Origin of the sequence: Paenibacillus tarimensis, from assembly GCF_021532315.1 — a bacterium.
GTDB classification, from domain to species: Bacteria; Bacillota; Bacilli; order Paenibacillales; family Paenibacillaceae; genus Paenibacillus_I; species Paenibacillus_I tarimensis.
The window spans coordinates 432107-456878 of sequence record NZ_JAKGAO010000004.1 but is presented as its reverse complement, the minus strand read 5'-3'; the positions used below and the strand labels follow the sequence as shown (position 1 = coordinate 456878).

22 protein-coding genes are annotated in these 24772 nt (G+C 51.5%); 7 read left to right on the top strand and 15 right to left on the bottom strand.

The features are described from left to right. Positions 1-16: 16 nt before the first annotated feature. The 8 genes from mutS to L1N82_RS03405 all read right to left on the bottom strand — a co-directional run bounded on the left by mutS (position 17) and on the right by L1N82_RS03405 (position 10295). On the bottom strand, positions 17-2731 hold the full coding sequence (gene mutS / locus L1N82_RS03440; RefSeq protein ID WP_235285926.1) for a DNA mismatch repair protein MutS: 2715 nt from the start codon (positions 2729-2731) through the stop codon (positions 17-19). Positions 2732-2826: 95 nt separating this feature from the next. After that, positions 2827-4182 (bottom strand): putative amidoligase domain-containing protein, encoded by a 1356-nt coding sequence (locus L1N82_RS23375; protein ID WP_235285925.1) that lies wholly within the window; start codon positions 4180-4182, stop codon positions 2827-2829. A gap of 135 nt (positions 4183-4317) precedes the next feature. Beyond that, a complete protein-coding gene (locus L1N82_RS03430) occupies positions 4318-4881 on the bottom strand; it encodes an outer spore coat protein CotE (protein WP_235285924.1) in 564 nt (187 codons plus the stop codon). Between the two features lie 77 nt (positions 4882-4958). After that, the gene (locus tag L1N82_RS03425) at positions 4959-5921 is read right to left on the bottom strand and encodes an aromatic acid exporter family protein (protein ID WP_235285923.1); all 963 of its coding nucleotides are present in this window, start codon (positions 5919-5921) and stop codon (positions 4959-4961) included. A gap of 34 nt (positions 5922-5955) precedes the next feature. Beyond that, positions 5956-6783 carry an ABC transporter permease gene (locus L1N82_RS03420; protein WP_235285922.1) on the bottom strand — a complete coding sequence of 276 codons (828 nt, stop codon included), beginning with the start codon at positions 6781-6783 and terminating at the stop codon, positions 5956-5958. Beyond that, positions 6773-7573, bottom strand: a complete 801-nt coding sequence (locus tag L1N82_RS03415; protein ID WP_235285921.1) for an ABC transporter ATP-binding protein — start codon at positions 7571-7573, stop codon at positions 6773-6775. Before L1N82_RS03415 ends, L1N82_RS03420 begins: the two co-directional genes overlap by 11 nt. A 40-nt stretch (positions 7574-7613) precedes the next feature. Then, the gene (locus L1N82_RS03410) at positions 7614-8621 is read right to left on the bottom strand and encodes an ABC transporter substrate-binding protein (protein WP_235285920.1); all 1008 of its coding nucleotides are present in this window, start codon (positions 8619-8621) and stop codon (positions 7614-7616) included. 159 nt (positions 8622-8780) lie between these two features. Then, on the bottom strand, positions 8781-10295 hold the full coding sequence (locus L1N82_RS03405; RefSeq protein WP_235285919.1) for a carboxypeptidase M32: 1515 nt from the start codon (positions 10293-10295) through the stop codon (positions 8781-8783). A 204-nt stretch (positions 10296-10499) separates the two neighbouring features. Between L1N82_RS03405 and L1N82_RS03400 the strand changes: the two genes are divergently transcribed. Then, positions 10500-10820 carry an iron-sulfur cluster biosynthesis family protein gene (locus L1N82_RS03400; protein WP_235285918.1) on the top strand — a complete coding sequence of 107 codons (321 nt, stop codon included), beginning with the start codon at positions 10500-10502 and terminating at the stop codon, positions 10818-10820. A 40-nt stretch (positions 10821-10860) separates the two neighbouring features. Next, complete coding sequence (locus tag L1N82_RS03395; RefSeq protein ID WP_235285917.1) at positions 10861-11457, top strand: beta-class carbonic anhydrase; 597 nt, start codon at positions 10861-10863, stop codon at positions 11455-11457. Positions 11458-11552: 95 nt separating this feature from the next. Here the strand turns inward: L1N82_RS03395 and L1N82_RS03390 are convergent, their stop codons facing one another. Next, positions 11553-12092 carry a DUF309 domain-containing protein gene (locus L1N82_RS03390; protein WP_235285916.1) on the bottom strand — a complete coding sequence of 180 codons (540 nt, stop codon included), beginning with the start codon at positions 12090-12092 and terminating at the stop codon, positions 11553-11555. 140 nt (positions 12093-12232) lie between these two features. Between L1N82_RS03390 and L1N82_RS03385 the strand changes: the two genes are divergently transcribed. The 3 genes from L1N82_RS03385 to L1N82_RS03375 all read left to right on the top strand — a co-directional run bounded on the left by L1N82_RS03385 (position 12233) and on the right by L1N82_RS03375 (position 15083). Further along, the gene (locus tag L1N82_RS03385; RefSeq protein WP_235285915.1) at positions 12233-12658 is read left to right on the top strand and encodes a hypothetical protein; all 426 of its coding nucleotides are present in this window, start codon (positions 12233-12235) and stop codon (positions 12656-12658) included. Positions 12659-12660: 2 nt separating this feature from the next. Next, positions 12661-12939 carry a YxcD family protein gene (locus L1N82_RS03380; protein ID WP_235285914.1) on the top strand — a complete coding sequence of 93 codons (279 nt, stop codon included), beginning with the start codon at positions 12661-12663 and terminating at the stop codon, positions 12937-12939. Between the two features lie 227 nt (positions 12940-13166). Next, a complete protein-coding gene (locus L1N82_RS03375) occupies positions 13167-15083 on the top strand; it encodes a glycosyl hydrolase family 18 protein (protein ID WP_235285913.1) in 1917 nt (638 codons plus the stop codon). A gap of 51 nt (positions 15084-15134) precedes the next feature. Here the strand turns inward: L1N82_RS03375 and L1N82_RS03370 are convergent, their stop codons facing one another. The 3 genes from L1N82_RS03370 to L1N82_RS03360 all read right to left on the bottom strand — a co-directional run bounded on the left by L1N82_RS03370 (position 15135) and on the right by L1N82_RS03360 (position 18493). Next, positions 15135-15608 carry a GyrI-like domain-containing protein gene (locus L1N82_RS03370; protein ID WP_235285912.1) on the bottom strand — a complete coding sequence of 158 codons (474 nt, stop codon included), beginning with the start codon at positions 15606-15608 and terminating at the stop codon, positions 15135-15137. Positions 15609-15696: 88 nt separating this feature from the next. Further along, entirely contained in the window at positions 15697-16467 is a 771-nt protein-coding gene (locus tag L1N82_RS03365) for a GNAT family N-acetyltransferase (RefSeq protein WP_328284418.1), read from the bottom strand. Between the two features lie 193 nt (positions 16468-16660). Then, the gene (locus tag L1N82_RS03360; RefSeq protein ID WP_235285911.1) at positions 16661-18493 is read right to left on the bottom strand and encodes a UbiD family decarboxylase; all 1833 of its coding nucleotides are present in this window, start codon (positions 18491-18493) and stop codon (positions 16661-16663) included. A gap of 338 nt (positions 18494-18831) precedes the next feature. On the opposite strand from L1N82_RS03360, the gene L1N82_RS03355 reads away from it, so the two are divergent. After that, positions 18832-18948 (top strand): sporulation protein YjcZ, encoded by a 117-nt coding sequence (locus tag L1N82_RS03355; protein WP_235285910.1) that lies wholly within the window; start codon positions 18832-18834, stop codon positions 18946-18948. 94 nt (positions 18949-19042) lie between these two features. Here L1N82_RS03355 and odhB read toward each other — a convergent pair whose 3' ends face one another. The 3 genes from odhB to L1N82_RS03340 all read right to left on the bottom strand — a co-directional run bounded on the left by odhB (position 19043) and on the right by L1N82_RS03340 (position 24174). After that, a complete protein-coding gene (odhB, locus tag L1N82_RS03350) occupies positions 19043-20335 on the bottom strand; it encodes a 2-oxoglutarate dehydrogenase complex dihydrolipoyllysine-residue succinyltransferase (protein WP_235285909.1) in 1293 nt (430 codons plus the stop codon). A 5-nt stretch (positions 20336-20340) separates the two neighbouring features. Next, positions 20341-23217 carry a 2-oxoglutarate dehydrogenase E1 component gene (locus L1N82_RS03345; RefSeq protein ID WP_235285908.1) on the bottom strand — a complete coding sequence of 959 codons (2877 nt, stop codon included), beginning with the start codon at positions 23215-23217 and terminating at the stop codon, positions 20341-20343. Positions 23218-23367: 150 nt separating this feature from the next. After that, complete coding sequence (locus L1N82_RS03340; protein ID WP_235285907.1) at positions 23368-24174, bottom strand: hypothetical protein; 807 nt, start codon at positions 24172-24174, stop codon at positions 23368-23370. Between the two features lie 253 nt (positions 24175-24427). Between L1N82_RS03340 and L1N82_RS03335 the strand changes: the two genes are divergently transcribed. Beyond that, positions 24428-24763, top strand: a complete 336-nt coding sequence (locus L1N82_RS03335) for a helix-turn-helix domain-containing protein (protein ID WP_235285906.1) — start codon at positions 24428-24430, stop codon at positions 24761-24763. Positions 24764-24772 lie beyond the last annotated feature (9 nt).

Below are 24772 nucleotides of genomic sequence, written 5' to 3'. Positions count from 1 at the left end.
AAGCCTCCTTTCCTTCTTAATCCGTCCACTTCATCTTCATATCTTGAATCCACTGCATTGCCTGCAGAGGCGTCATATTCATTAAATCCACTTTTTTTAGCTGCTCTACCAGCTGCTCCGCCTTTACCGTTTTCTTAGACTTGGCGGTGCTGGTGCCCGAATTCTCGGCGAAGAGAGCCAGCTGCATGACCTCTGCCGTCTTACCGGCTTCTTCTGAAGTCTGCAGACCGTCAAGCTCTGACATCCGCCGTTCTTGTACGGCTGTAGTCTCGACTGCTGCCGCGCTTTCGGCCTCATAGTCAGCTGCTGCTGACTGTACCTTCACCGGCTGGATGCGGGACGCTGCCGGTTGCTCACCGGCATGAAGCAGCTCATAGGCTCGTCCGATAACAGAGCTTGGCAAGCCGGCCAGCTGGGCACAGTAGATGCCATAGCTGGTACTGGCAGCGCCCGATACCAGCTTGCGCAGGAAGGTTACATTATCGCCGCTCTCCTGGACGGCCATACAGCCGTTTGACAGGCCGGGCAAGGATTCCTCCAGGTGTGCAAGTTCATGAAAATGTGTGGATACCAGCGCCTTGCAGCCAATCGAATCATGAACATATTCAATAACGGCCTGTGCAATGGCCATCCCCTCGCCTGTCGATGTGCCTCTTCCGAGTTCGTCTATGATGACCAGGCTGCTGCGCGTTGCCTTCTCGGTCATTACCTGAATGTCCTTCATCTCAACCATGAATGTACTCTGGCCGCCGATCAGATCATCAGCCGCTCCAATCCGGGTAAAGATCCGGTCTGTAAGCGGTATTTCCGCACGGCGTGCGGGTACAAAGCAGCCGATCTGTGCCATCATACAGATTAAAGCCACTTGGCGCATATAAGTGCTCTTGCCTGCCATATTCGGCCCGGTAATCAGCAGCATCGGCCCGTCTGCTGTCAGGCGGGTACCATTGGCTATGAATGGCGATCCTTCCATAACGGCTTCTACAACCGGATGCCTGCCTTCTTCTATTATCAGATCGTAACCTTCGGATATGACCGGCCGTACGAAACGCTGCTCGGCGCTGACCGCGGCCAGCGACTGATACACATCCACAGCGGCGAGAACAGCCGCCAGGCGCTGCAGCCTGTCGAGTCCCTCGGCGATATAATTCCTTAGTTCAATGAAGCGCTCATATTCCAGATCGACCATCTTTTCCTCAGCTTCGAGGATCAGCTTCTCCTTCTCCTTCAGCTCTGGAGTAACATAGCGCTCGGCATTGGCCAGCGTCTGCTTGCGCTCATATCGGCCTTCCGGCAGCATTGCAATATTGGCCTTGGAAACCTCCAGATAATACCCGAACACCTTGTTGTAGCCGATTTTAAGCGTCTTGATACCGGTAGCCTCACGCTCCCGGCGTTCAAGATCAGCCAGCCACTTCTTCCCGTTCGTGCTCGCTTCACGAAGCTGATCCAGATACTCGTCATAGCCCGGACGAATTAATCCGCCCTCCCGGATGGACAGCGGCGGATCCTCGACAAGCACGGTGTCGATCAGATCAGCCAGGTCACTGCACCCGTCAAGGCCGTCAACAATCTCGCGGAGGGTGGAAGAGGCTGAAACTGAACACTGCTGCACAATCGCTGGAACCTGCCGCAACGAGTGCTTCAATGCATTCAGATCACGCCCGCCGGCGCTGCCGTAGGCAACCCGTCCAACGAGCCGCTCCAGATCGTAGATATCTTTGAGGCTGGAACGGAGCTCTTCACGCAGAATGAGGTCGCGGTAAAGATTATCCACTGCATCAAGCCGCTGCTCGATAGCCGTCCGGTTCAGCAGCGGCTTGTCGATCCAGCGTTTCAGAAGCCTGGAGCCCATTGATGTGCAGGTACGATCCAGCAGCCAGAGCAGCGAGCCCTTTTTGCTTCGTTCCTGTACGGTTTCCGTCAGTTCCAGATTGCGCCTCGTGAATTGGTCCAGAATCATGAACTGATTAGTCTCATACGCCGAGAACCGGGTTACATGGCTCAGCGACCTTTTCTGTGTGTCTTCCAAATACCCGGTTAACAGACTTATTGAACGGCGTCTGACTGCCGATAGCTGCCCCAGCGACTCTGCGCCAAAGCGCTGCTCAAGCCGCTGCTCGTCCATAGGCTCGCGCGGTGTGAAGACGACCGGACGGCCAAAGCCGCCGGCCAGTGTCTTCAGCTGCGCAAGCAGCTCCTCATCACCGACAATCTCCGCAGGCAGATAGACATTCACCTCGTCTGCGGCGAGCTCCGGCGATTCAGGAAACGAGGTCACATACATTTCGCCAGTTGAGAGGTCACAGACCGCAATGCCGCATTCGCCATCCAGACGTGCAACGCCTGCAATGAAGTTATTGCCTTTCCCTTCAAGCGACTTGCTCTCCATTACCGTACCGGGCGTAACAACACGAACAATCTCTCTGCGGACGACGCCCTTGGATGCGGAAGGATCCTCAACCTGCTCACAGATCGCAACCTTATAGCCCTTTTCGATCAGTCTGCTGATATAATTATCCGCCGAGTGATAAGGCACACCGCACATCGGAATGCGTTCAGCGCCTCCGCCCTCCCGGCCCGTTAAGGTAATTTCCAGCTCTCTCGCTGCGAGAACCGCATCATCAAAGAACATTTCATAAAAATCGCCAAGTCGGAAGAACAGGAACGCATCCTTTGCTTCTTCCTTAATAGCGAGATATTGTTGAATCATGGGGGTATACGTAGTCATGCCGCCCCTCCTGTAGGTTCACTGTTTGCCTCATATGGCCTTTAACATATCAACCGCTATTATAACAGAAAAACATCAACCCGGGAAAACGGCAATCACAAGGGAACCGGTATCTTCCATTTCACCCGGATGTCTCTCCCTTCTCCCCATGTCGCTTTCCTGCTGACCGCCAGAGCAAGAGGTTCGATCCAACCGCTGAGCCCGGAATAGGAAGGTGCAGAACGAATAACCCGGAAGACCTCATTTGCCGCCTGTATTAATACCTCCCGGTTACCTGTGTAATAAGCCTCGCGCACACACGGATTCTCTCCTGGGAGTACAGGCAGGTCCCGGTAGTCCCGAGCAGCCAGCAGGGCAAGGGCAAACACCGCGCCGGCCGCGGCAGGTGATACGAGCCAGCTGGGTGGCGTGCGGTATTCAAAGCCTCCATGCGGCTGATGCCGAAAATCTCCCAGTACACCATACCGGGGTCTGCGGCCCAATCCCGCTTCTCCCTCCACTGCCGCCAGCGGTATCGCCAGGCAGCTGTCCAGCGTTCGCAGCAGACGGGCATTCAGCCATATCCCGCTCAGATGAATATGTCCTCCTAGAGGCACGCCGGCCACCGGCATGCCTCCGGCTGCCCAGCGCAGTCTGGCGCCTTCCGTCTGCCGTGAGACCTTCAGCAGAAGCTGCCGGATATTCTGAACCAGCCGACCGGGGGATGCCGCCGGATCCGGGCGCAGCTCAGCAACCGGATACCTAAGCTTCCCTCCAACGCGCAGGGAATCTGGGCCGGCTGCATCCCCCTGCCGGAGGTAACGGTCCGCCGGGGCAATCCGTCCGTCTGGCAGCAGCAGAACGAATTCGGGGTCTGCGCCAATTAATAGTCGGCCCTCCTCTGCCATTGACGCCTGGTCAGATACGGCAGCCTCTGCGGCCTTCTGCCTAAAGCTCAACTCGGCTTCCTTCCAAAGCAGCGAGCTGCTGCCATGCGGCCGCAGGGCAAGACCGCTTATACTGAGTCTTCCGCTGCTGTCACATGAAATCTGAACCTCGCCATAATCAAGCCCCAGTGCATAGATAGCTTTAACAGCCATTGATGCTGCCCGCCGGTATAAGGGGTGACGCGGGCCCCAATCACTGGGTACCGAGAGCCTGACTTGATCAATCCGACGAACCCCAAGCGCCTCGAGATGAAAAACAGGCACACTGAAACAACGCAGGTCCGTCTGCCTCAGCCGGCGAAGCTCTGACGACCACACGCCTCCCTTGTCCGGCGTCCCGCTTAAGCTCGTACGCAGCCCCGCCAGGTTCAGCCTTCTATTTAACTCCTCACCAGGGAGGTCCCGCAGTTCATGCTGTACCCTGTTCAGCACCCATAGCCGGCTGGCTGCCCGGCTTATAGCAAGTACACTTTCATCTGCCTTGTTCCCTTCATCAAGTTCAGTCAGCCCAAATGGTTCAGCCACAGCCCCAACCCCTTTATATAGATGGTCTAATTACTATGATTCGGCCCAATTTTACCAGTACAACAAAAAAGAGGGCTTACGCCCTCAAATATTTGCTGCTTGAAGCATAAGTTATACCATAAGTTCAAAGGGCGTTTACAAGTCCTCATCAAGCAGGTCTGGATCCAAATCCTCATAGTCGCCGTCTTCCAGGCCAAATTCATAATCCTTGCCGTCCTCATCATCGCAGCCGCCTGGACAAACGGCTACGCAAACCTTCGTTTCGGCAATCATCTCGACCGCAAATTCACGCTCTACACGCACGACAACACTGCTCCCGCTCGAAGTGATGTTCGCTTCAACACAATTAGGCTCCTGCGTCGCTTCCGAATACACTTCTTCCGTTGAAGCCCTGTGCTTAGGGTCCAGATACGAGAGCGGGACATTTTCTACATAGGATACGGTTTCCTTCGCTACATCGGTTTCCGAATTCTGGTTATACGAATACCAGATGTTGATATCGTAAGTACCAATTACTTCAATGCCGTCACCGGACCGAACCGCTTCATACTGATGGTTAATAATCCACGCGCCGAGAATACTGGTAGGGTTATGGGGCGGTGTTACAGTATGGGTTACGGTGGAGAACTTACGACCTTTACCGCAGACAGCTTTCGTTATGATCTCTCTGCACTTCAGCTGTTTATCTGCAATTGCCATGTATTTAACCTCCTCCATACAATCATTCACTTAAAGTGTATGCAGGACATTCGTCTACGGTGACTGTTTCTTTTATTTTATTTCGTATGCTTCACCGCTTCCTTCTTCTTAAAGCGTTTGGCAACAGCAAGATAGCGTTCCAACTCGCGGCACAGCTGCAGCAGAGCTGCCCGGACCTCAAACTCCTCCCGCGTCTGCGGAAGCTCCATACTGCGGAATCTCTCCTCCAGCTCGTAAAGCTCTCTCTCGGCGTTGCCGGTATATACATCCGACTTAATATCTTCCGAGAGGTGGTCCAGCATATCGGCGATTAGGTCACCCTGCGGCTGTTTCTCATACACCGATGCCAAAATTTCCACCATATGCTGAACCATATCAAACTGCTGGCTCCTCATCTCGAAGTAGGTTGTCCAGTAGGCCGGATGATACCAGAACCGGTTTTCCCTGCTCATGTCAGCGTAGCGCCTGCCTTCTTCAATCGCGCGCTCCATTTCCAGCAGCTGCCCGCCGCTCCATAGATGCGCCGGATTGCGCAGCGTGCCGCCAAGCTCCTGGAAAATTTCCGCCAGCAGCTGTTCCGCTCGAACTTTAGTCTGCTGAAGCAGCCGGTCTTCACGCGGCATATAGATTAGATTAATGACAGTTGCCCAGCCAAGTCCCACCAGCAGCAGCCAAACTTCGTTAAGCAGAATTTGAACCGATACCTCTTCCTTTGCAAATACGTGGAAGACGATTACCGAACTGGTTACAATCCCATCTTTTAAATTCAGCTTAGCCAAGATAGGAAATACAATTAGAACGAACAGTGAAGCCGACCAGTATTCAAAGCCGAACATTAAGAAGATCGCAGAACCGAGCAAAAGGCCCAGCACCGATGCCGTGAAACGGGCAAAAACGGTATGCAGGCCTTTCATCCGGGTGACCTCCACGCCGAGTATAGCCAGCAGGCCGGCGGACAGCGGAGGATCGAGATTAAAATATTGTGCAGTATAGATGGCTGCTACGGCAGCCAAAGCTGTTTTTATGACACGGATACCCATCGGATAAAACCCCACCTGGTTGTTTTATCCTATCCTACCGTCCGCGCCTCCCTGACGTCAACTTCGTCTCCAGCATCGATACAAGCTGGTACATCGCTGCCGCCACAATCGCTATGACGATCAGGCTGGATAGCACAATTGTAAAATTAAACACTTGGAAGCCGTAGATAATCAGATAACCAAGACCCATCCGTGCCGCAAGAAACTCCCCGACAATAACACCGACCCAGGATAGCCCGACATTTACTTTGAGCGTAGATACCATTACAGGAAACGCTGCCGGCAGGATCACCTTGCCAAAAACCTGGCTTTTGGTACCCCCGAACAAACGCACCACCTTGACGTAATTGGCGTCTGTTTCACGGAACGCATTATAGATTACAAGCGTGGTAATAATGACCGTAACCGACAGCGTCGTTGCTATGATGGATGTGTAGCCCGACCCGAAGCTTACAATGAATATAGGCCCAAGCGCCACCTTCGGCATACTGTTCAGCACGACCAGATAAGGGTCAAGCACGCGAGATAAGAATGGAGACCACCAGAGCAGTGCCGCGAAGGCTGCCCCCAGCAAGGTGCCAAGAAGGAATCCGGCCACTGTTTCGACCACGGTGACGCCGATATGCGGGAGCAGCGTTCCATCAAGAAGTGTCGTCCACAGATGATGGAACAGCTTGCTCGGATAGCTGAAGAGCAGCACATCCACCCACTTATACCTGCCAGCTAGCTCCCACAACCCGAAGAAAGCTGTCAGCAGCAACAGTTGGCATATCCGGACACCAGCCGTTGTTCGCCGTTCACCTTCCAAGTGTCTTGTCTCCAAATCTTCAAGCCAGCTCCGGTGATCTTGTTCATTGTTCATACGCTGCACCTCCGGCTGGCCCTGCATCGTACTCGGCAACTTGCGTCCACAGCTGCCCGACCAATGGCTCAAAATCTGCCAGCTTGCGTGATGCTGACGGGCCTGCCTGCCTGATGCTCTCCGGCACGGTTATCACCCGTTCAACCCGCCCGGGATTTGCGGCCAGCACGACAATCTTATCGCTCATTGCCGCTGCCTCCTGCAGGTCGTGAGTCACCAGCACGGCTGTCTTCCCCCGCTTCCGAAGCGCCTGCCAAACCAGTTCCTCCAGCTGGAGCTTAATGTGCATATCAAGCGCGGAGAAGGGCTCGTCGAGCAACAGTACATCCGGTTCACCTGCAAGTGTGCGGACCAGAGCCGCACGCTGGCGCATACCGCCCGATAACTCCTGAGGATAGCGCTCAGCCGATCCGTCCAGCCCCAGTTCTCTCAGAAGATCAAGAACTTTACGTTCCGCTTTTTCTGACTGTTCGCCTCTAATCTCAAAACCAATCAATGCATTACTCTTAATCGTCCGCCAAGGAAACAGATAATCCTGCTGCAGCATGTAGCCCACCCTGACATCCGGTCCCTGTACGGGTTTGCCATCCAGAAGCACATGACCTCTAGAGGGCGGAAATAGTCCTGCAAGCAAATTCAGAATCGTAGTTTTACCGCATCCACTCGGGCCCACAAGGCTTACGAACTCGCCAGTCAGCACCTCCAGATTCACTTCTTCAACGGCAAGGGCCGTGCCCTGTCCGCCGAGGTAAGCATGTGAGACGCTCTCCAGTTTAAGCATGGCGGCCATATGCCCACTCTCCTTTCACCGGCTCTCGTAATTCGCCGCTTCACGGCCTCTTAGCCAGCTCGGCAAACGAATTATCGACGATTGCGGCATGCGGCGTCATGCTGTTCAGCTCGCCTGCCGATTCCATGATATCCAGCAGATTGTTCCACTCGGCTTCATCGATAACCGGGTCAACCGCATAAGAATGCTGCTCCTTATAGCGCTCTATAACACGGGTTACAATTTCCTTGTCCGCATCCTCAAAGTAAGGCAGCACGGCGTCGGCCACCACATCTGCCGGCTGGCTTTCCACCCACTGCTGTGCTCTATACAGCGCACGGGTGAACTTTTGGAAGGCCTCTTTATTCTCTGCTATGAAGCTTTCACGCGCCATATAGACGGTATATGGCAGATTGCCGCTCTCCACGCCGAACGAGGCAACGACATATCCGGTTCCCTCTTGCTCAAATATGGACGCCTGCGGCTCAAACAGCTGCACATACTCCCCGGTTCCCGAAGCGAAGGCGGCCGGAATATTCGCAAAGTCGACATTCTGGATCAGCTGCAGATCGGCTGCTGGATCGATGCCATGCTTCTTTAGCGCAAACTCTCCCGCCATCTGCGGCATTCCGCCCTTGCGCTGCCCGAGGAAAACAGCCCCCTTCAGATCCTCCCATTGAAAGTCCACCTCTGGCTCCCTGGCCACCAGGAAGGTTCCATCCGTCTGGGTCATCTGTGCAAAATTTATAACCGGATCATCCGCACCCTGCTGATATACATAAATCGAGGTTTCTGATCCGACAAGCCCTATATCAATGCTGCCTGACAGCAGGGCTGTCATCGTCTTGTCTCCCCCATAAGTCGGCTGAAGGTCTATCTCAAGACCCTCCTCTTCGAAGAAGCCCTGACTAAGCGCCGCATACTGCGGTGCGTAAAATAATGAACGTGTGACCTCACCAATACGGAGCTTTACCGTTCCATCTCCGCTGTCTTTGCCGCACCCGGCTGCGAGCAGCACTATTAATACCCCCACCAGCAGAGAAGCGGCCCGCCATCCCACTTGCCTCATCGTCCCAACACCGCCTGTTAAACAGATTGATACCTTACTTTATGCAGCTTGTAAACTTGTGGTGCGGAGCAGCCCAAAAAGCCCCCGAACGGCATGGGCGCACGATCGGAGGCTTGTTATTCTTCTATAATTATGCCTAGTGGATATGCTTGGCAAGCTTTACAGCTTGTAAATTTCCTTATACTTGTTCTCCAGGTAGGACACCAGGTAGGTTGGATCGAGAGGCTTGCCCGTTACCCGTTTTACAATTTCTGACGGAGTTTCAAGGCGGCCGTACTTATAAATCTTATCCGAGAGCCATGCTTTTACCGGCAACAAATCGCCTTTGCCTACCCTTTCCCACAGATCCGGCATCTCATTCTCCAGTGTATTGGTGAACTGAGCGGCATACATATTGCCCAGCGAATAAGATGGAAAATAGCCGAATGCCCCCCCGGACCAGTGCACATCCTGCAGCACACCATCCTTGTTGTTTGGCGGGGTAATGCCAAGATATTCCTTGTATTTCAGATTCCATATCTCAGGAAGGTCCGCCGCCTTGGCGCCTTCATTGAAGATCATCTTCTCAATCTCATAGCGAATAATAATGTGCAAATTGTATGTAAGCTCATCCGCCTCAATCCGGATCAGAGAAGGCTGTACGACATTGATCGCCCGGTAAAAGCTGTCAACATCGGTATCCAGCTGCCCCGGAAAATGCTTCTGCAGTACGTTAAAATACCGCTGCCAGAAAGGCTTGCTGCGTCCGATTACATTTTCCCAAAAACGCGACTGCGATTCGTGAATACCCATTGATGTACCCGTGCAAAGCGTTGTGTACAGCAGATCCTTCATAATGTTCTGCTCGTACAGTGCATGCCCGCCCTCATGAATAGTGCCGAATAAGGCGCTTGTGACATCGTCTTCCAGATATCGTGTAGTTATCCGCACATCCCCCGGGTTCAGTCCTGTCGCGAACGGATGCACGCTCTCATCAAGCCGACCGGCCTCGAAGTCATAGCCCATCTCCCGTAAAATATACAGGCTGAACTGCTTCTGGGCTTCCGGGCTATAGGTTTGACCCAAGAAAGAGCGGTCCGGCTGATAAGGCGAATCTGCGATCGCAGCAGCCAGCGGGACGAGCCTGGTTCTTAACCCGCCGAAAATACGGTCAAGCTCAGCCGTCGTCATATCCGGCTCGTACATGTCCAGAAGCGTGTCATAACGGGTCTCCTTGGGTCCCCAGAGATCAATGAACCGGTTGTTATAGTCAATTATCTTGTCCAGATACGGCTCGAAGCCCGCATAATCCCCCTTGTCCTTCGCTTCCTCCCAGTAGGCTTCAGCTTGTGAAGTGAGTATGACGTATTCCTGATACAAAGCCGGTGGAATCTTCCGGTTACGGTCATACTCTTTCCGGGTTTCCTCTACCAGCTTCTGGTCGATCCGGCTAAGCTCACCTGACGATGCCGGTCCTTCCAGCTTCTCCAGCAGCTCTCCCATCCTCTCGGAGGTTGACAGCTTGAAAGCCTCTGCTGATAGCATGCCTACCGCTTCGGAGCGGGAGGCAATCCCTTTTCGCGGCGCTCCCGTTCTCATATCCCAGTGAAGAAGCGCGATTGCTTCCTCGTATCCTTTGATCTGCTTAATCTGTTCACGGAATTCCTTCAGTGTGCTGCTTGCTTGTTCACTCATTATCCGAAACCGCCTTTCTTTGCTTAAGATCACTACTTGATCATACTTTTTACAAATCGTATAATCAACTTTAACCCTGCCGCAGGACCTCATCTAGGTTAAAGCTGAGATCGTTATCCTTGCAGCAGTCCGGTTAAATTAGGAGTTATAAGCATGCTAAGGGACAGCGCTGTCCGCATACAGAACCAGAGGAGGGAAACGATTATGAGAATGACCTTTACCACGAACGCCGTCAGCAAGCTGGAATCCGGCAGTCCGGGCACGGGGAAGCTTAAGCTGCTGTATGATACGGAAGGCTGCGGCTGCGTTATGAGCGGCGTACCAGCGCTTCAATGGATTACAGCTCCTGCTCAGGGCGACGTTAAGGCAGAGAGCCTTCCTTTTGAAGTATGGTATGAACCGCGTTTTGAGGTTTTCTTTGAAGATACACTTCAAGTAGACTACTCGGATAGCAGTCATTCTTTTATACTAAAAAGTGATAATCAGACGTACACGAACCATATGCGGGTAGTTGGCACCGTCTGATACATATTGTTGAAGAGAATAAGATACAGGAGGCATAAACATGACTAATGTAAAAGAAATTCTCGCATTTAACAAGGAATTCGTTAAGAATGAGCAATACGAGGCATACCGTACGACCCGATATCCAGACAAGCGGCTTGCCATATTGACCTGTATGGATACGCGGTTGACCGAGCTGCTGCCGAAGGCGATGAACCTTCGGAATGGTGACGCGAAGATTATCAAGAATGCAGGCGCCATTGTTACACAGCCTTTCGGCAATATTATGCGCAGCCTGCTGATTGCGGTATACGAGCTGGGCGCCGACGAGATCGTCATTATTGGTCACCATCAGTGCGGGATGACGGCACTGAATTCCGATACAGTTATAACCCACATGAAGGAACGGGGAATCTCGGAGGAGACGATTGATACACTGATGAAGGCGGGCCTTGATTTGAATAAGTGGCTGACCGGCTTTGACAGCGTCCGCGAAAGTGTGGAGAACAGCGTTAGCATTGTCAAGAACCACCCTCTGCTTCCTCCTGGAACTCCGGTGCACGGCATGCTTATTGATCCGGAAACCGGCGAACTGGAGCTTGTCGTTGATGGATACACGGATGTGAACCCAAGCAAGGATGCTGCTTCTAACGAGTAATTATACAGTGTTATCCAGATAAGCCGCCGTTCTCACTTTGGAAGCGGCGGCTTACTTTTACTTGACATAACGGCTTGTCATCCAATTCTTGATGCTTATCCTTTGCTTTCCCGCTGCTTGCGGGCTGCAGAGGCCTTGCGTGCTTCCATGACCTCGGACCGGTCTCTTAATGTATGTCTATGAATCAACTGTTCGTTTGCCTCGTCCGATGGTGTCCCCCACTGCAGCCCTCTGCTTCTGCATATCTGCTGTAGTTGATGGAGCAAGCCCATATCCTGGAACGGTAAATTGAATTCAATAAATGGTGTCTCGCTGCCCATGCTGCGCAGCTCGGTAATCCTGCCGGTGACCAGCTCTATAACAGCATGCCCATCCAGACCCAGTCTTGACAGCTCAAAAGAATCTAGTCGCTTCGCTGATTGCTCGAACATCTTAAGTGCACCAGACGCATTACGGCGCCTGAGATGATACTGGGCAACGGCAATCTGGATTAAACCGACCCATACCTCTCTCCCCTTTTCTTCGGCAGGTATAGTCTTCCAGTACTCTTCCAGCAGCTCGTGACATTCAAAATAGTCTCGAACAGCATGAAATTGAATCAGGTATTCAAGATAGGGTTCCGGATAGTCCGACATGCAACTTCTCCTTTCACAACTTTATAATTTAATGCAAAAACTCTTAGTGGGATAAAAATCGAAACCGATGTCTAGATTATACGTATAACATATAGAAGGCAATACGCCTGTCAATTATTATCCAGGAGGAGAACCACAACATGAAAAAGATCATACTGCTAATGATGGCACTCACCGTATTTGTTGCTTTCTCGGCAGTCGACCCGGCTGACGCCAAGCGCGGCGGATTCCGCTCACCGAAGAAAAGCTATACAACAACCCCGTCGAAGCCGGCTGACAATGTTCGGCCAACTGATCCAGGCACCAAAACCCCGGCAGCTGGAACTACCGCAGGTACAGCGGGACAACGCGGATTTTTCAGCGGCGGCGGCTTGTTAAAGGGCATGATGATCGGCGGTCTGGCGGGACTAATGTTCGGCAGTATGTTCGCCGGTATGGGCTTTATGGGTGATTTCCTTGGCTTGCTTGTAAACGTACTCGCCTTGTATATCTTGTTTGTTGCCATACGCGCAGTTATACGTCACTTCCGTAACCGCCGTGATGTGAACGACAGGAGACCCTATTAAGCATGCGGATTTACATGGACGAAATCATCAATGCCGTTTGCCTGCATATGGCAGACCGTAAACGGGTAGCTCCGACAGATGTCGAGGTGCAGCTGGCATGGGATGAAGAATACGGCTACACAGCTGAAGTATGGGTTCAGGGCCGAAGCCAGTATCTCGTTGAAGCAAATCTGCTTGAGGCGATTGAACAATATGTATTTCGTCAGTACGGCAACCGCGTTTTTCGTTCCCAAATTACGCTCGGGCTTGATGAAGAGATATGGGCCGACATTCAGATCTGATTACCGCTTGACTCGTTAATTCTACCATAACTATGATTTACAGAAGCTGTTCTTCCGGTTGCGATCCGGTAAAGGACAGCTTCTTTTCTTTTTTTGTTTAAAATCATACCCGAGCGGATTGACCCGATCCGCTTAATACATTACCTAAATTTACTACGCAACCTCTTCTCTTCTACAGCGTCTAATTAATGTAGATAGAATGAGAGAGGTCTGGTGAACCCCCAACGATGAACAACAAGATTAAGCTTGGCTTAACTCTTCTGCTCGCCCTGCAGGCAGGTGCCCTTGCCGCTACTTCAACAGTTGAGGCGTCTGCAGGGAAAATGACACAGTATCGTGTATATCAGAACGAGAAGGCATTGAAAGAATTCCCTTCCCTGCAACAGGCAGTTGCTTACTCCAAGCAGTTCAAATACAGCCATGTCGAGAAAATCGCCAACCGCCAGTGGGTATGGGATAATCTACCGCGCTATGCATTATATCAGAACGGGCTGACCCGCAGCAGCTGGGGATTCCAAACGCTGGCAGAAGCGCGGCAAGCTGCCTCTTCCCTAACGAATGTGCATATCCGCGATCTTGAGAAGCCCGGCTGGGTATACAGCCGCCATACAAGATATCGTCTATACCAAGGGGATAAGACAATGCCTCAATGGGCATTCGTCACGCTCGCTGAAGCTAAGAAAGAAGCGGCCAAGTGGGGCAGCGCCCACATTATGGACACGGACACCAATCAGTGGATTTGGGATAATATAAGCACTGAGCAAAAAGAAGCGGCGCGAAGCAAGGCTCCCGTCTATGAAGTCATAACCGCAGACGGGGTAACATCGCCAACCACTCATAGCTTCCTGCTAGATGCCATACGTGCCTCCAATAAATCCGCCGGCAGTGAAGTTGTGAATATGACAACAGGTGATATCGTTCATTCGGCTATCCCTGCTTATACTATTTATCAGAATGGCAAAGAGGTTCGCAGTTACTATGGCCTTGATAACGCGGTTACCTATGCCAAGACACTGGCTGGAGCTGAGATTGTAAAGGACGGCAATGTCTGGTGGACGAATATTCCTTATCTTCAAGTCTATCAGGGTGACAAGCTGATCCGCCATTTTCATACTCGCAGCTCTGCTCTCTCCTATGCCCGCAGCTATGCGAATTCGAAGATTGTCACTTCAGACGGCAGACTGATCTGGGATAATATGAAGAAGCTCCTGTATTTGGGTTGGAATGGATCGTCCAGTACCACTACCATTATGGGTCAAGTAGCGGCAACCCAAGGCATGGATATTAACTCGCCAACCTGGTTTGAACTCACTGACGCCAGCGGGACGCTTAAAGACACTTCAGACGCCAAGGTCGTTGCGGAACTGATAGCGAAGGGCATGCAGGTCGTACCGCTTGTGCATAATCAGTTTGACAAAGCAATGACCAGCACATTCCTGCGCAGCCCGGAAGCCCAGAAGCGGTTCATCTCCGCTCTTGTCGACCGGCTTGTCAAGCTGCAGGTTCATGGAGTCAATCTGGACTTTGAAGAGCTGGCAGGTGCGGACCGGGATCTGTACACGGTATTCGTCCGTGATCTTGCCAAGGCGGTGAAGGCCAAAGGCTTGAGCATTTCAATCGATCTTCTCCGGGGGGATGCGGCCTGGAATCATAAAACCGCATATGATCATGAGAAGCTGGCCTCCTATGTGGATTATGTGGTGATCATGGCCTATGATCAATATTGGAAGGGGAGCACATCCCCCGGTTCGGTAGCCGGTCTTCAATGGACCGAACAGGGCGTCAAGGAATATTTGTCCTATGGTATCCCGCGTTCCAAGCTGATGCTCGGCATTCCATTCTATATCCGGGAGTGGAAGATTGACAACAACGGCAGACTGCTGGACTCTCGTGCGATCTTTATGAAGGATCTTCCGGCGCTGCTTCATTCCAACGAAGCGACCTCTGTATATGATCCAAAGTTTCAGCAGATCAAGCACACGTATGTAAAGGACGGCTTCACTTATGTGTTATGGGCTGAGACAGTCGACACCGTGAAGAAGCGGATTGAGATCGCTAAAAAGTACGACCTTGCCGGTGTTGCCGCCTGGCGTCTCGGTTACGAATCTCCTGAGCTGTGGACCATGATGCTTCAGATTAAATAAAAAATAAGCAGCCTGCCGGGCAATCCCTGCAGGCTGCTATCATGTTATCTACTAGTCATTCAACGGTATATAGATGTCAATCTCCGCATCTTCGTTCTCAAGCGTATGGATATCATGCCAATACTCGATATCTACGGGTCTGCCTCCATAAGTGTGGTTCATATAATCATAGGTTTTGCTAATTTCCGACTCTGTACCTTTATGTATGATTTTTAAGTATCGTCCGGCAGGAATCGTATAGGTTGTCATACCGCTTGGCAGTTCACTATCGTAAGCCACAGGAATACCGATAATATGCTGATAAGGAACATCAGGAGTCCATTCGCCATCCGAAGGATAGATTTGAATTAAATAAATGCCAGAACCGCTCCTAGCCGGAATCTCCTCGGAGCGCCGCTCCAATTCCTCCCGCAGCTTGCCGATAATTCCGGTTTTCAGCACTGTATTAAGACTTTCAGTTAACGTAAAGCCAGCAAGTTTGATATCCTTCAAGTCTACTTGCTCCGGTTGATGGGTTGTTGTCATCTCATCCCCTCCTACTAAATATTGGATTTTTCACTTTTATTAGCGAGTATATGTTCGTGAGTAAAGCGTTTATGAACATAAACCCGCTTTACTGCCGATTCTTTAACAGACTCTTCAGCTTTCCCTTCGTCAGCATCTCATGAGTGAGGAAATTACCATCATAAAACGCACTGTAGGTGGTCCATGCGGCAGGTGCACTCTGGGATTCCTCCCTGCTGGTCAGTCGAACACGCTTAACAGGAATACCAAATTCTTTCCCGATCTCCTCCAGCTCTGCATTCGCATAATGGTCCGTAAATGGACATTGGTTCGTGTAGTAGACGACCAGTCCTCTTGCCAGCTCTCCCTCGAGCTGAAGGCGCTTGGCGCATTCCTTAAACCGTGGTACAGGTGCTCTGTTATCCAGCCTTTTGATCATTAACTCAAAGTAAGGCGGAGCTGTATCACAGACCTCGAAACCTTGTGAGACTAGGAACTTCTTGTCTGCCAGGTATGGCCGCTTCGTAGCGCTTGTCAGGGTGACGAGCCCATTTGTTCCTAACGAATCTCGTAAGGCTTCATTCAGCAGAGCTTTTCCATGACCCTGACCCTTGTAGCTGCCCGCTACCCAGAGACAGTTAATATACAGAAAGCCCGGCGCGTCAACTGGAGCCCATACCTTCTCAGCCGGCAAATATTCAATGAACACCTTCCCCCTTACGTCCAGCTTGGTAAAGGTTAGGCCCTCCTCAAACCGGCATGCCAGCCAGTCCTTCTTCAGCTGCACGCCTTGCTGTGCCTTCTTATCGCTCATGGCGCAGCAAATATGCTGTTCCGCAATCGTGCTGAGGTCGAGCGTAATCAGAGATGTCAACCGCATCACCTCTCCTCCTTTTAATTGTACATACATAATGTACCAGTACACACAGTATTAAGTCCTGAATTATTTAACCTAAGTTCAATGAATATGACCTAGTTCTTTCCTCCCAATCCTCATAAACAGTGATTAACCTCACATCACAAACAAGCCGTGCTCCTTGGAGCGCAGCCTGTTTAATAATATCCGGATAATCCTAGCCTAGCTTGATTCCGCCCAGGCTTGCTCCCTTGGCAAAGAAACGGTCCACATTTCGTTCCACGGAAGCGTCTGCCTCAAGCGGCGGAGCATGATGAGGCTTGATTCGCGCATCAATAACTACTGTGTCGCATCCCCAGTGTTTATGTTCATAGAAGCTGTTAACCCCATAAATGTCATGCGATGGATTGCTCCGTGTAAACGTACTCCACAGAAAATTAGACAAACTCCCGCTAACAAAACGGCTGTCATCGCAGACAACTATCATCGGACAGTCCGGAAGCCCGCCGCCGGCTTGTAATGCCTCACAGAACATGCGTAACTCCTTGGCTGCTACCTCGTAACTGTGGAACGTATTCGTCTCGATTGCGATAATCCCTGGCATGACCAAGCAGGGTGCTGTAAAACCCCGGACGTTCATAACAGCTTCAGGAATTTCCCTGCACAGCTTGCGCTTCTGTTCTCCGTAAGCTGCGAAGATAACCTTGCTGCCGCTGTTCAAGCCGCTTCCTGAGTAATCGAGCGTGTCTATGGTCGTATTGGTTTGAAAATGCAAGTCCCGGCGCAGATCAATCCGCTCCAATATATATTGAAGAAACTCTTCTTCACGATGACTATCAAGCGGCACCTGGTCTTCCGCTGTGATGAACAAGTATTTGGCAAGACTCAGCTGCCCGGTGCCAAGTATGCGATTGGCAATCGTTAAGAGCTCCGCAGGCTGCTTGACGGTTTGATAAGGCGTATAACGCTCACTGCCAATTGCAAACAGAAGCGGATGCACGCCTGCTGCATCAACTGCATGGACTTCCTGAACACCTGGAATCTCCTGCTTGATCGCATCGCCGGTCAGCTCATGAATAAGCGCACCAAACGCTGTATCCTCCGCCGGTGGGCGTCCGACAACTGTAAAAGGCCAGATGGCATGCTCTCTTGCATAAACCTTATGAATTCTCATAACCGGAAATGGATGGATCAGGCTGTAATAACCCAGATGGTCGCCAAATGGACCTTCGGGCTTCGTTTCACCCGGATGGATCTCACCGGTAATGACAAAATCCGCATCATGACTGATGCAATAACCGTCCACATAGCTGTAACGAAACCGACGTCCTGCGAGCAGGCCGGCAAACGTCATCTCGCTTAATCCTTCTGGCAGCGGCATTACTGCAGAGAGCGTATGGGCAGGCGGACCGCCGACGAAGCAGCTGACCTTAAGCGGCTCTCCTCTTCGGCTCGCCTTCTCTTGATGGATGCCAATACCGCGGTGGATCTGATAATGCAGACCGATTTCCTGATCCAGCTTGTAGTCATTACCGTTCAGCTGTATACGGTACATACCGAGGTTAGAATTCATAATGCCAGGCTTGTCCGGATTTTCCGAATATACCTGCGGCAGCGTGATGAAGGCTCCGCCGTCCATGGGCCATGATTTGATCATGGGAAGATCCGATATCCTGATTTCCCGAAAGCCCGGCGGAAGACCTGAGGACTTTCGGGGCAGCGCTTTGAATGCGGCAAGCGCTATACCCACATGCTTGAACGGATGCTTGAGTGCCTCCATGGGATTGCCGCGCAGGGCGATGACATTCTCAGCTGCCTGCCAGGTGTCGCGGAATATGAACCGGCTGCGTTCGATCGAACCAAACAGATTGGACACCGCCCTGTACTTGGTGCCTTTCACATTCTCGAACAGCAAAGCAGGCCCTCCCGCTTCGTATACTCGTCTATGTACAGCGGCCATCTCCAGATCGGGATCTATTTCTTCCCGAACGCGGACCAAATGACCGTGCTTCTCTAAATCTATAACACAATCCTCGATATGACGATACATAACTTGGATGTCTCCATTCTGTAAGTTAATAGTGTAGACAATGGAAACTCTTAGCTTCCCCCTATCGATCTTATCCCAGTTAACGAGTGATTTCAACGGGACGTGCGCAATCAAAGCACTGATCTTGCCCCGGACTTCCGTAAAGCTGCGTGTCCCCCTCCATGCCGGCATTGTATTGATTCAAGGAACTATAGGGTTCTAACAAACGATGTTATTTGCCCTTTCGCCCAAAATGTCGAGGAACTGGACTCACGTCCAGACCAGTATGCAGCTTCGACATACAATGATTCTGTGGATGAGCGATCCACAATAATTCAACAAGATTGGAGTGTTTCGAAATGGCATACGGAGCAGGTGTAGGTGCAGGTACAGGTGCTGGCCTTTGGACTTCGACTGGTGCAATTCTGGTTCTCTTCATTCTTCTGGTAATCATCTCCCGCACAATCCTGGTTTAATTGCAGCGCAGATGAATAAGAAGCCAATCTCCTTCGGAGATTGGCTTCTTTGTTTACTTTTGCGTGCTATAGAAAGAAATCGAACTGCTCCCGCTTAGCCTTCAAGCAGCAGCGTCTCCGGATCCTCAAGCAGCTCCTTTACCTTTACAAGGAACCTTACGGCTTCACTGCCGTCAACAATACGGTGATCATAAGATAGCGCAATATACATCATCGGCCGGTTCTCCATGCGTTCAGCGTCAATAGCAACCGGTCTTAATTGAATTTTGTGCATGCCCAGAATACCTACCTGTGGGGTATTCAGAATCGGAGTGGACAGAAGCGATCCAAATACACCGCCGTTTGTGATGGTGAAGGTTCCGCCCTGCAGTTCAGACAATGACAGGGTATTGCTGCGGGCTTTGTCTGCAAGTCCTGCAATCGTCCGCTCAATTTCAGCAAAGCCAAGACGGTCAGCATCCCGTACCACAGGCACGACAAGTCCTTCCTTCGCAGCTACCGCAATGCCAATATCGTAAAATTTCTTCACAAGAATATCCTGCCCGTCGATCTCGGCATTTAAATAAGGGAAGGCTTTAAGTGCGCCTACAACAGCCTTAGTGAAGAAAGACATGAAGCCAAGTCCCACATCATGCTTTTCCAGGAAAGTCTGCTTACGGCGTTTGCGCACATCGAGAATCGCCGTCATATCCACCTCATTGAAGGTCGTCAGCATAGCGGCAGTCTGCTGGGCTTCTACCAAACGGTTGGCAATGGTTTGCCTGCGGCGCGACATCCGCTGCCGTTCTACCGGCTTGCTGCCGAAGCTGTCTGGAGCAGTACCTGATGGGGCTGGAGCAGACTGCTGTTTCACCTCGCCCGGCTGACTGGTCTGGCTTTGGCTGGCAGCCGGGGCAGCGCCTGCGCCGCGGACATCATCCGGGAAGATGCGACCCAGCGGGTCCTTGCCCTTTATGCCATCCAGCTCAATACCCTTTTCGCGTGCAAGCTTGCGTGCAGCAGGTGACGCTTTAACCTGAGTCGGATTTTCTACAGGGCCGGCGTTTTGGATATTCCGTGAGCCCGCGGACTCATGATTAGGAGGTGCAGCGGATGCTGCTGCTGCCTCGCTGGCTTTCGGCTCACTTGCCGCCTTATTGCCTCCAGACCCGCCAGTTGCTGTAATGGTGCCGATTTTCTCGCCAACCTGGACCGAATCGCCTTCACCCTTCAACTGGGTGCCCAGTACACCGTCCGCTTCCGCGCTGATCTCAAGGTTGACTTTATCCGTTTCCAGTTCCACCAAGAGGTCCCCTGCCTGTACAGAGTCCCCTTCCTTCTTCAGCCATCTGGATATCGTGCCTTCCGTTATGGATTCACCGAGCTCAGGAATAATAATATCTGCCACGAAATTTACCTCCCCTTGGTCATACTTTCCGTTGTCGTACGGCGCAGTGCCTGCTTCAGAATATAGTCTTGCTCGAAGCTGTGAATGTATTGATAACCGCTTGCCGGGCTTGAACGATCCGGACGGCCTATATACCGCACTTCAGCATTACCCGGTGCCAACTTCTGCAAGTATGGTCTTGCGAATGTCCAGGCCCCCATGTTGCCTGGCTCTTCCTGCATCCAAATCAGCTCGCTCAGATTCGGATACCGGTCGATAATCGCTTGAACCTTCTCTTCCGGGAACGGATACAGCTGCTCTACACTCACGACACGAAGCCATTCCTTATGATCCCCTTGTGCATTGTCAATCGCATCGAGAATATCTACCGTTACCTTACCGCTGCAAAGAATTAGTCGTTCAACACGGCTGTCATCGCCGCCCTGCATATGTTCAATAACCGGCAGGAACGTACCTTCGGTAAATTCCGCTGCAGTTGAAGCAACCCTAGGATTGCGGATCAGACTCTTGGGCGCCATCAGAATAAGCGGACGCATTTCCGGACTCTTCGTCAGACCGGCCTGCTTACGAAGCAGATGGAAGTATTGGGACGCCTTCGTCAGATTGGCCACGGTCCAGTTATTATCGCCTGCCAGCTGCAAATACCTTTCAAGCCGGGCACTGGAATGCTCCGGGCCTTGGCCTTCATGGCCATGAGGCAGCAGCATGACAAGTCCGGAACGCTGGGACCATTTCACACGGCTGGCAGCAATGAACTGGTCGATGATGACCTGTGCCGCGTTGCCAAAGTCACCGTACTGTGCCTCCCAAATCACCAGCGTCTCCGGTGAGAACACATTGTAGCCGTATTCAAAACCAAGTACAGCCGCTTCCGATAATGGGCTATTATGGATGGCAAATGAAGCCCGTGCCTGTGGTATCCGGTGCAGCGGGCAGTATACCTCACCTGTCTCGGAGTCATGCAAGACAATATGACGGTGAGCAAACGTACCCCGCTCCGAATCCTGTCCGCTCATTCGGATGGGCACGCCATCCTCCAGGATGGTTGCGAAAGCGATGATTTCTGCTAAGGCCCAGTCGACCTTTTCGCCTTCATTGAATGCCACCGCACGTCGCTCCAATATACGTCTTAGCTTCGGATAAACATGGAAGTTATCTGGCCACCGGAGAAGCTCTTCATTGATAGCTTTAAGCCGCTCCAGCGGAACGGCCGTAACGATGTCCGTTCCAATTTCGGCGTTCAAGCGCTCGGTTTTAAAATAAGGCGGATCGGATTTATCATTCTGCTTCACAACCTCATAGGTCTGCTGAAGCATGCTCTGAACCTCCTGGCGGAGGTTGGCAAGGTGATCCTCTTCAATCAGTCCCCGGCTGAGCAGCTTTTCAGCAAACACATTGCTGACAGTCGGATGGCTGCGGACCTTCTGATACATGAGAGGCTGTGTCGCATCCGGATCATCCATCTCATTGTGACCGTACCGGCGGTATCCGATGAGATCAATAAGAAAATCCTTGCGGAACTTCGCACGATAATCACAAGCCATTCGAATGGCATTGATACAAGCCTCCGGATCATCCGCGTTGACGTGGATAATCGGTATTTCATAACCTTTAGCCAGGTCACTGGCATAATAAGTCGATCTAGCATCCTTGCTGTCTGTCGTAAAGCCCAGACGGTTGTTCGCGATGATATGAACGGTTCCCCCATTGCGGTAGCCGGTGAGCTGATTGAAATTAAGCGTCTCAGCTACAACCCCTTCACCTGCGAACGCGGCATCACCGTGAACCAGCACTGTAACCGCTTTATCAACATCCTGCTCCGGATAACCCGGTTTCGTCCGATCCTCTTGTGCTGCGCGTGTAAAGCCTTCAACAACAGGATTGACAAATTCGAGGTGACTTGGGTTATGAGCCAGTGTAACACGGATCTGAACGGTTTCCTTCGGCTTTACAGCATGACTGCCGCCGAGGTGGTATTTCACATCTCCAGTCCAGCCGAAATTAATACCCATCGAGCCTTCGGAAGGTATCATGTCCTTATTTGGAGAATGATGGAACTCGGAAAAAATGGCTCCGTACGGTTTGCCAAGGACATGGGCAAGCACATTCAGCCGCCCGCGGTGCGCCATACCCATCAGCATATGCTCCGCTCCATGGCCTGCCGAACGGCGTACAATCTCGTCAACCATCGGTACCAGCATGTCAGTTCCCTCTAGGGAGAATCTCTTTTGCCCGGCAAATGTTCTGTGCAAAAACCGCTCAAACTCTTCCACTTCGACAATCCGTTTGAGCAGCGCACAGCGCTCTTCGTTGGATAGCGGTTCGGGCTTGCCGTCGCTCTCTGCTTGGGCCATAAGCCATTCCCGCTCGCTTTGTTCATGCACATGACTGAATTCGTAAGCGATTCTTCCGGTGTATACGGCACGTAAATGGGAAATAGCATCCCACCCTGTCTTGACGCGCTCCGGCGCCTCCTCCCATACCCATGTGGCAGGGAATGAATCAAGATCCGCACGGCTAAGACCATACGTCTCAGGATCCAGCAGACGTGTATCCGGCGCTGTATTCTGCAGACCGAGTGGGTCGATATCTGCTGCCAGATGGCCATATGTACGAATATTCCAGACGATCTTGCCGGCTGCGACGATTTTCTTCAGCAGGTTGGCATCCGGCTGTTGTACAAAGGAAGACTCTGATGGTGCTATTGCTCCTGCTGCACCGGAACGGAAAGGCGGTTCGCCATACTGATCGAACAAGTCCCTGTATTCCTGCGCAACTGAAGATGGATCTTGCGTGTAGCGTTCATACTGCTCCAGCAGATACCCGATATTGGGACCCGCATACTGCTCCCAAGGCGCCCTAAGGCGCGAATCCTTACTCATCTGCTTACCTCCGTGTGCTTTTGTGTGAACGATTGAGCGACACTCCATACAGGATATACCCGAGATGGCGGCATTCATATACAGACTGTGATAATAATCATAACAAATATTGAGCAAATACCCAACAGCCCTGTCCAAAAAAAAGCAGCCTTACCGGGCGCCGTCGGTCAATTGCTGCTGCTGAATATATTCCAGACGTCTTTTTTCTCGTTCCGTCTCGCTAATTCGCGGGCATGTGTAACAATAATAGCCGCCTTCGGTACAATAAAAATAGCAGCACGCATTCTTCAACCTTACCTGCTCGTCCGGATTATACAGATCAGGAACCAGCTTGAAGTGAACATCGAACGGGTTTTTGGCACGACCGAAAACTCCCCCCTCAAGTCCCTGCTTCAAATACATATAGTCACTTTCCACCCGCTCACGGATCGGCTCGGGCCATGCTTCTGCCTCTACCGCATCTATTCCATACTGAAACCTAGTAGGAAGTTGTCCCCACAGCTGACCAATATGCACCCCACAGGCTTCAGACACAGCAGCAAGCAGCGGACGGACCGAATCCCCATAGAAGGCAGCAAGCAGTTCATTGCGCCACCGCGCGCGCTGACTGAGCTCCGCGGGCTCGGCCTCCATAGCCCACTTATTCAATCGGAATGAAAGAGCTGCCCTTTCACCATGAAGGTACAGATCAACGTTCAAATTATCCAGGGACAGTTCAAGCTTTTTCCCGTATAGTGACATCATCATCTGACAAGCAAGCGCAGGATAGCTTAACCAACCCGCAAAATAAGCACCAGCTGCCGCCGGCTCCATCGCTTTGATGAAGCCTCCATATTCCTTTAAGAAAGCTCTCATCAGCCCGGGCTCGCACAACTCTGCCAGCGGGTAGCTTGCGACAGTGCCTTCCCTTTTCAGGGTGGTAGTATGGAATTTATCTTGCATCAGTTGCGTTTCCATTATGAGCACCTCTCCAAAAAAAGACTTCTTATTACGATAATAATTCTCATTATCATTTATTATGTATCATAACACAGGTTGGCCAACCCTTCAAAAATTTCACTGCAAGCCGGGGATATAAGAATCCTTTAATTTAGCAGTATCCTGCTCTTGACAATGATACACTTTGTATCATAAATTACTACTAGTAACCTTTTTTGTTAAGTTGGAGTAGTTAGGACTGTGTATTTATTTGTGTGAGGAGCCAAAACAAATGACGATGGGAGATCGATTACGGGAACTGCGCTTGCAGAAGAACATATCACAGGAAGAGGTCGCACGGCATATTGGGATTACCCGTTCTGCTTACAGCCATTATGAAATTAATAATAGGCAGCCCGTTTATGAAACGCTAATCAAGCTTTCCGCTTTTTTTGGCGTATCGCTTGATTATATGATTGGCGGTGAGCAGGTTAAACGGGAAAATCGGGATCAGCCCATGCTCACTCCCGATACAGCGGAGATCATCCGCCTGCTTAACAAGCTGGATCATTCGAAACGGAAGGCTTCTATCGATAAAATGATTCAAGTCTTAAAGCAGGCGGAATAATATTCCGTT

Bases quoted from the DNA above. Each gene is read 5' to 3' on its own strand.
- mutS (WP_235285926.1), bottom strand. From the start codon at position 2,731: ATGACTACGTATACCCCCATGATTCAACAATATCTCGCTATTAAGGAA.
- L1N82_RS03430 (WP_235285924.1), bottom strand. From the start codon at position 4,881: ATGGCAATTGCAGATAAACAGCTGAAGTGCAGAGAGATCATAACGAAA.
- L1N82_RS03425 (WP_235285923.1), bottom strand. From the start codon at position 5,921: ATGGGTATCCGTGTCATAAAAACAGCTTTGGCTGCCGTAGCAGCCATC.
- L1N82_RS03420 (WP_235285922.1), bottom strand. From the start codon at position 6,783: ATGAACAATGAACAAGATCACCGGAGCTGGCTTGAAGATTTGGAGACA.
- L1N82_RS03415 (WP_235285921.1), bottom strand. From the start codon at position 7,573: ATGGCCGCCATGCTTAAACTGGAGAGCGTCTCACATGCTTACCTCGGC.
- L1N82_RS03410 (WP_235285920.1), bottom strand. From the start codon at position 8,621: ATGAGGCAAGTGGGATGGCGGGCCGCTTCTCTGCTGGTGGGGGTATTA.
- L1N82_RS03405 (WP_235285919.1), bottom strand. From the start codon at position 10,295: ATGAGTGAACAAGCAAGCAGCACACTGAAGGAATTCCGTGAACAGATT.
- L1N82_RS03400 (WP_235285918.1), top strand. From the start codon at position 10,500: ATGAGAATGACCTTTACCACGAACGCCGTCAGCAAGCTGGAATCCGGC.
- L1N82_RS03395 (WP_235285917.1), top strand. From the start codon at position 10,861: ATGACTAATGTAAAAGAAATTCTCGCATTTAACAAGGAATTCGTTAAG.
- L1N82_RS03390 (WP_235285916.1), bottom strand. From the start codon at position 12,092: ATGTCGGACTATCCGGAACCCTATCTTGAATACCTGATTCAATTTCAT.
- L1N82_RS03385 (WP_235285915.1), top strand. From the start codon at position 12,233: ATGAAAAAGATCATACTGCTAATGATGGCACTCACCGTATTTGTTGCT.
- L1N82_RS03380 (WP_235285914.1), top strand. From the start codon at position 12,661: ATGCGGATTTACATGGACGAAATCATCAATGCCGTTTGCCTGCATATG.
- L1N82_RS03375 (WP_235285913.1), top strand. From the start codon at position 13,167: ATGAACAACAAGATTAAGCTTGGCTTAACTCTTCTGCTCGCCCTGCAG.
- L1N82_RS03370 (WP_235285912.1), bottom strand. From the start codon at position 15,608: ATGACAACAACCCATCAACCGGAGCAAGTAGACTTGAAGGATATCAAA.
- L1N82_RS03365 (WP_328284418.1), bottom strand. From the start codon at position 16,467: ATGCGGTTGACATCTCTGATTACGCTCGACCTCAGCACGATTGCGGAA.
- L1N82_RS03360 (WP_235285911.1), bottom strand. From the start codon at position 18,493: ATGTATCGTCATATCGAGGATTGTGTTATAGATTTAGAGAAGCACGGT.
- L1N82_RS03355 (WP_235285910.1), top strand. From the start codon at position 18,832: ATGGCATACGGAGCAGGTGTAGGTGCAGGTACAGGTGCTGGCCTTTGG.
- L1N82_RS03345 (WP_235285908.1), bottom strand. From the start codon at position 23,217: ATGAGTAAGGATTCGCGCCTTAGGGCGCCTTGGGAGCAGTATGCGGGT.
- L1N82_RS03340 (WP_235285907.1), bottom strand. From the start codon at position 24,174: ATGGAAACGCAACTGATGCAAGATAAATTCCATACTACCACCCTGAAA.
- L1N82_RS03335 (WP_235285906.1), top strand. From the start codon at position 24,428: ATGACGATGGGAGATCGATTACGGGAACTGCGCTTGCAGAAGAACATA.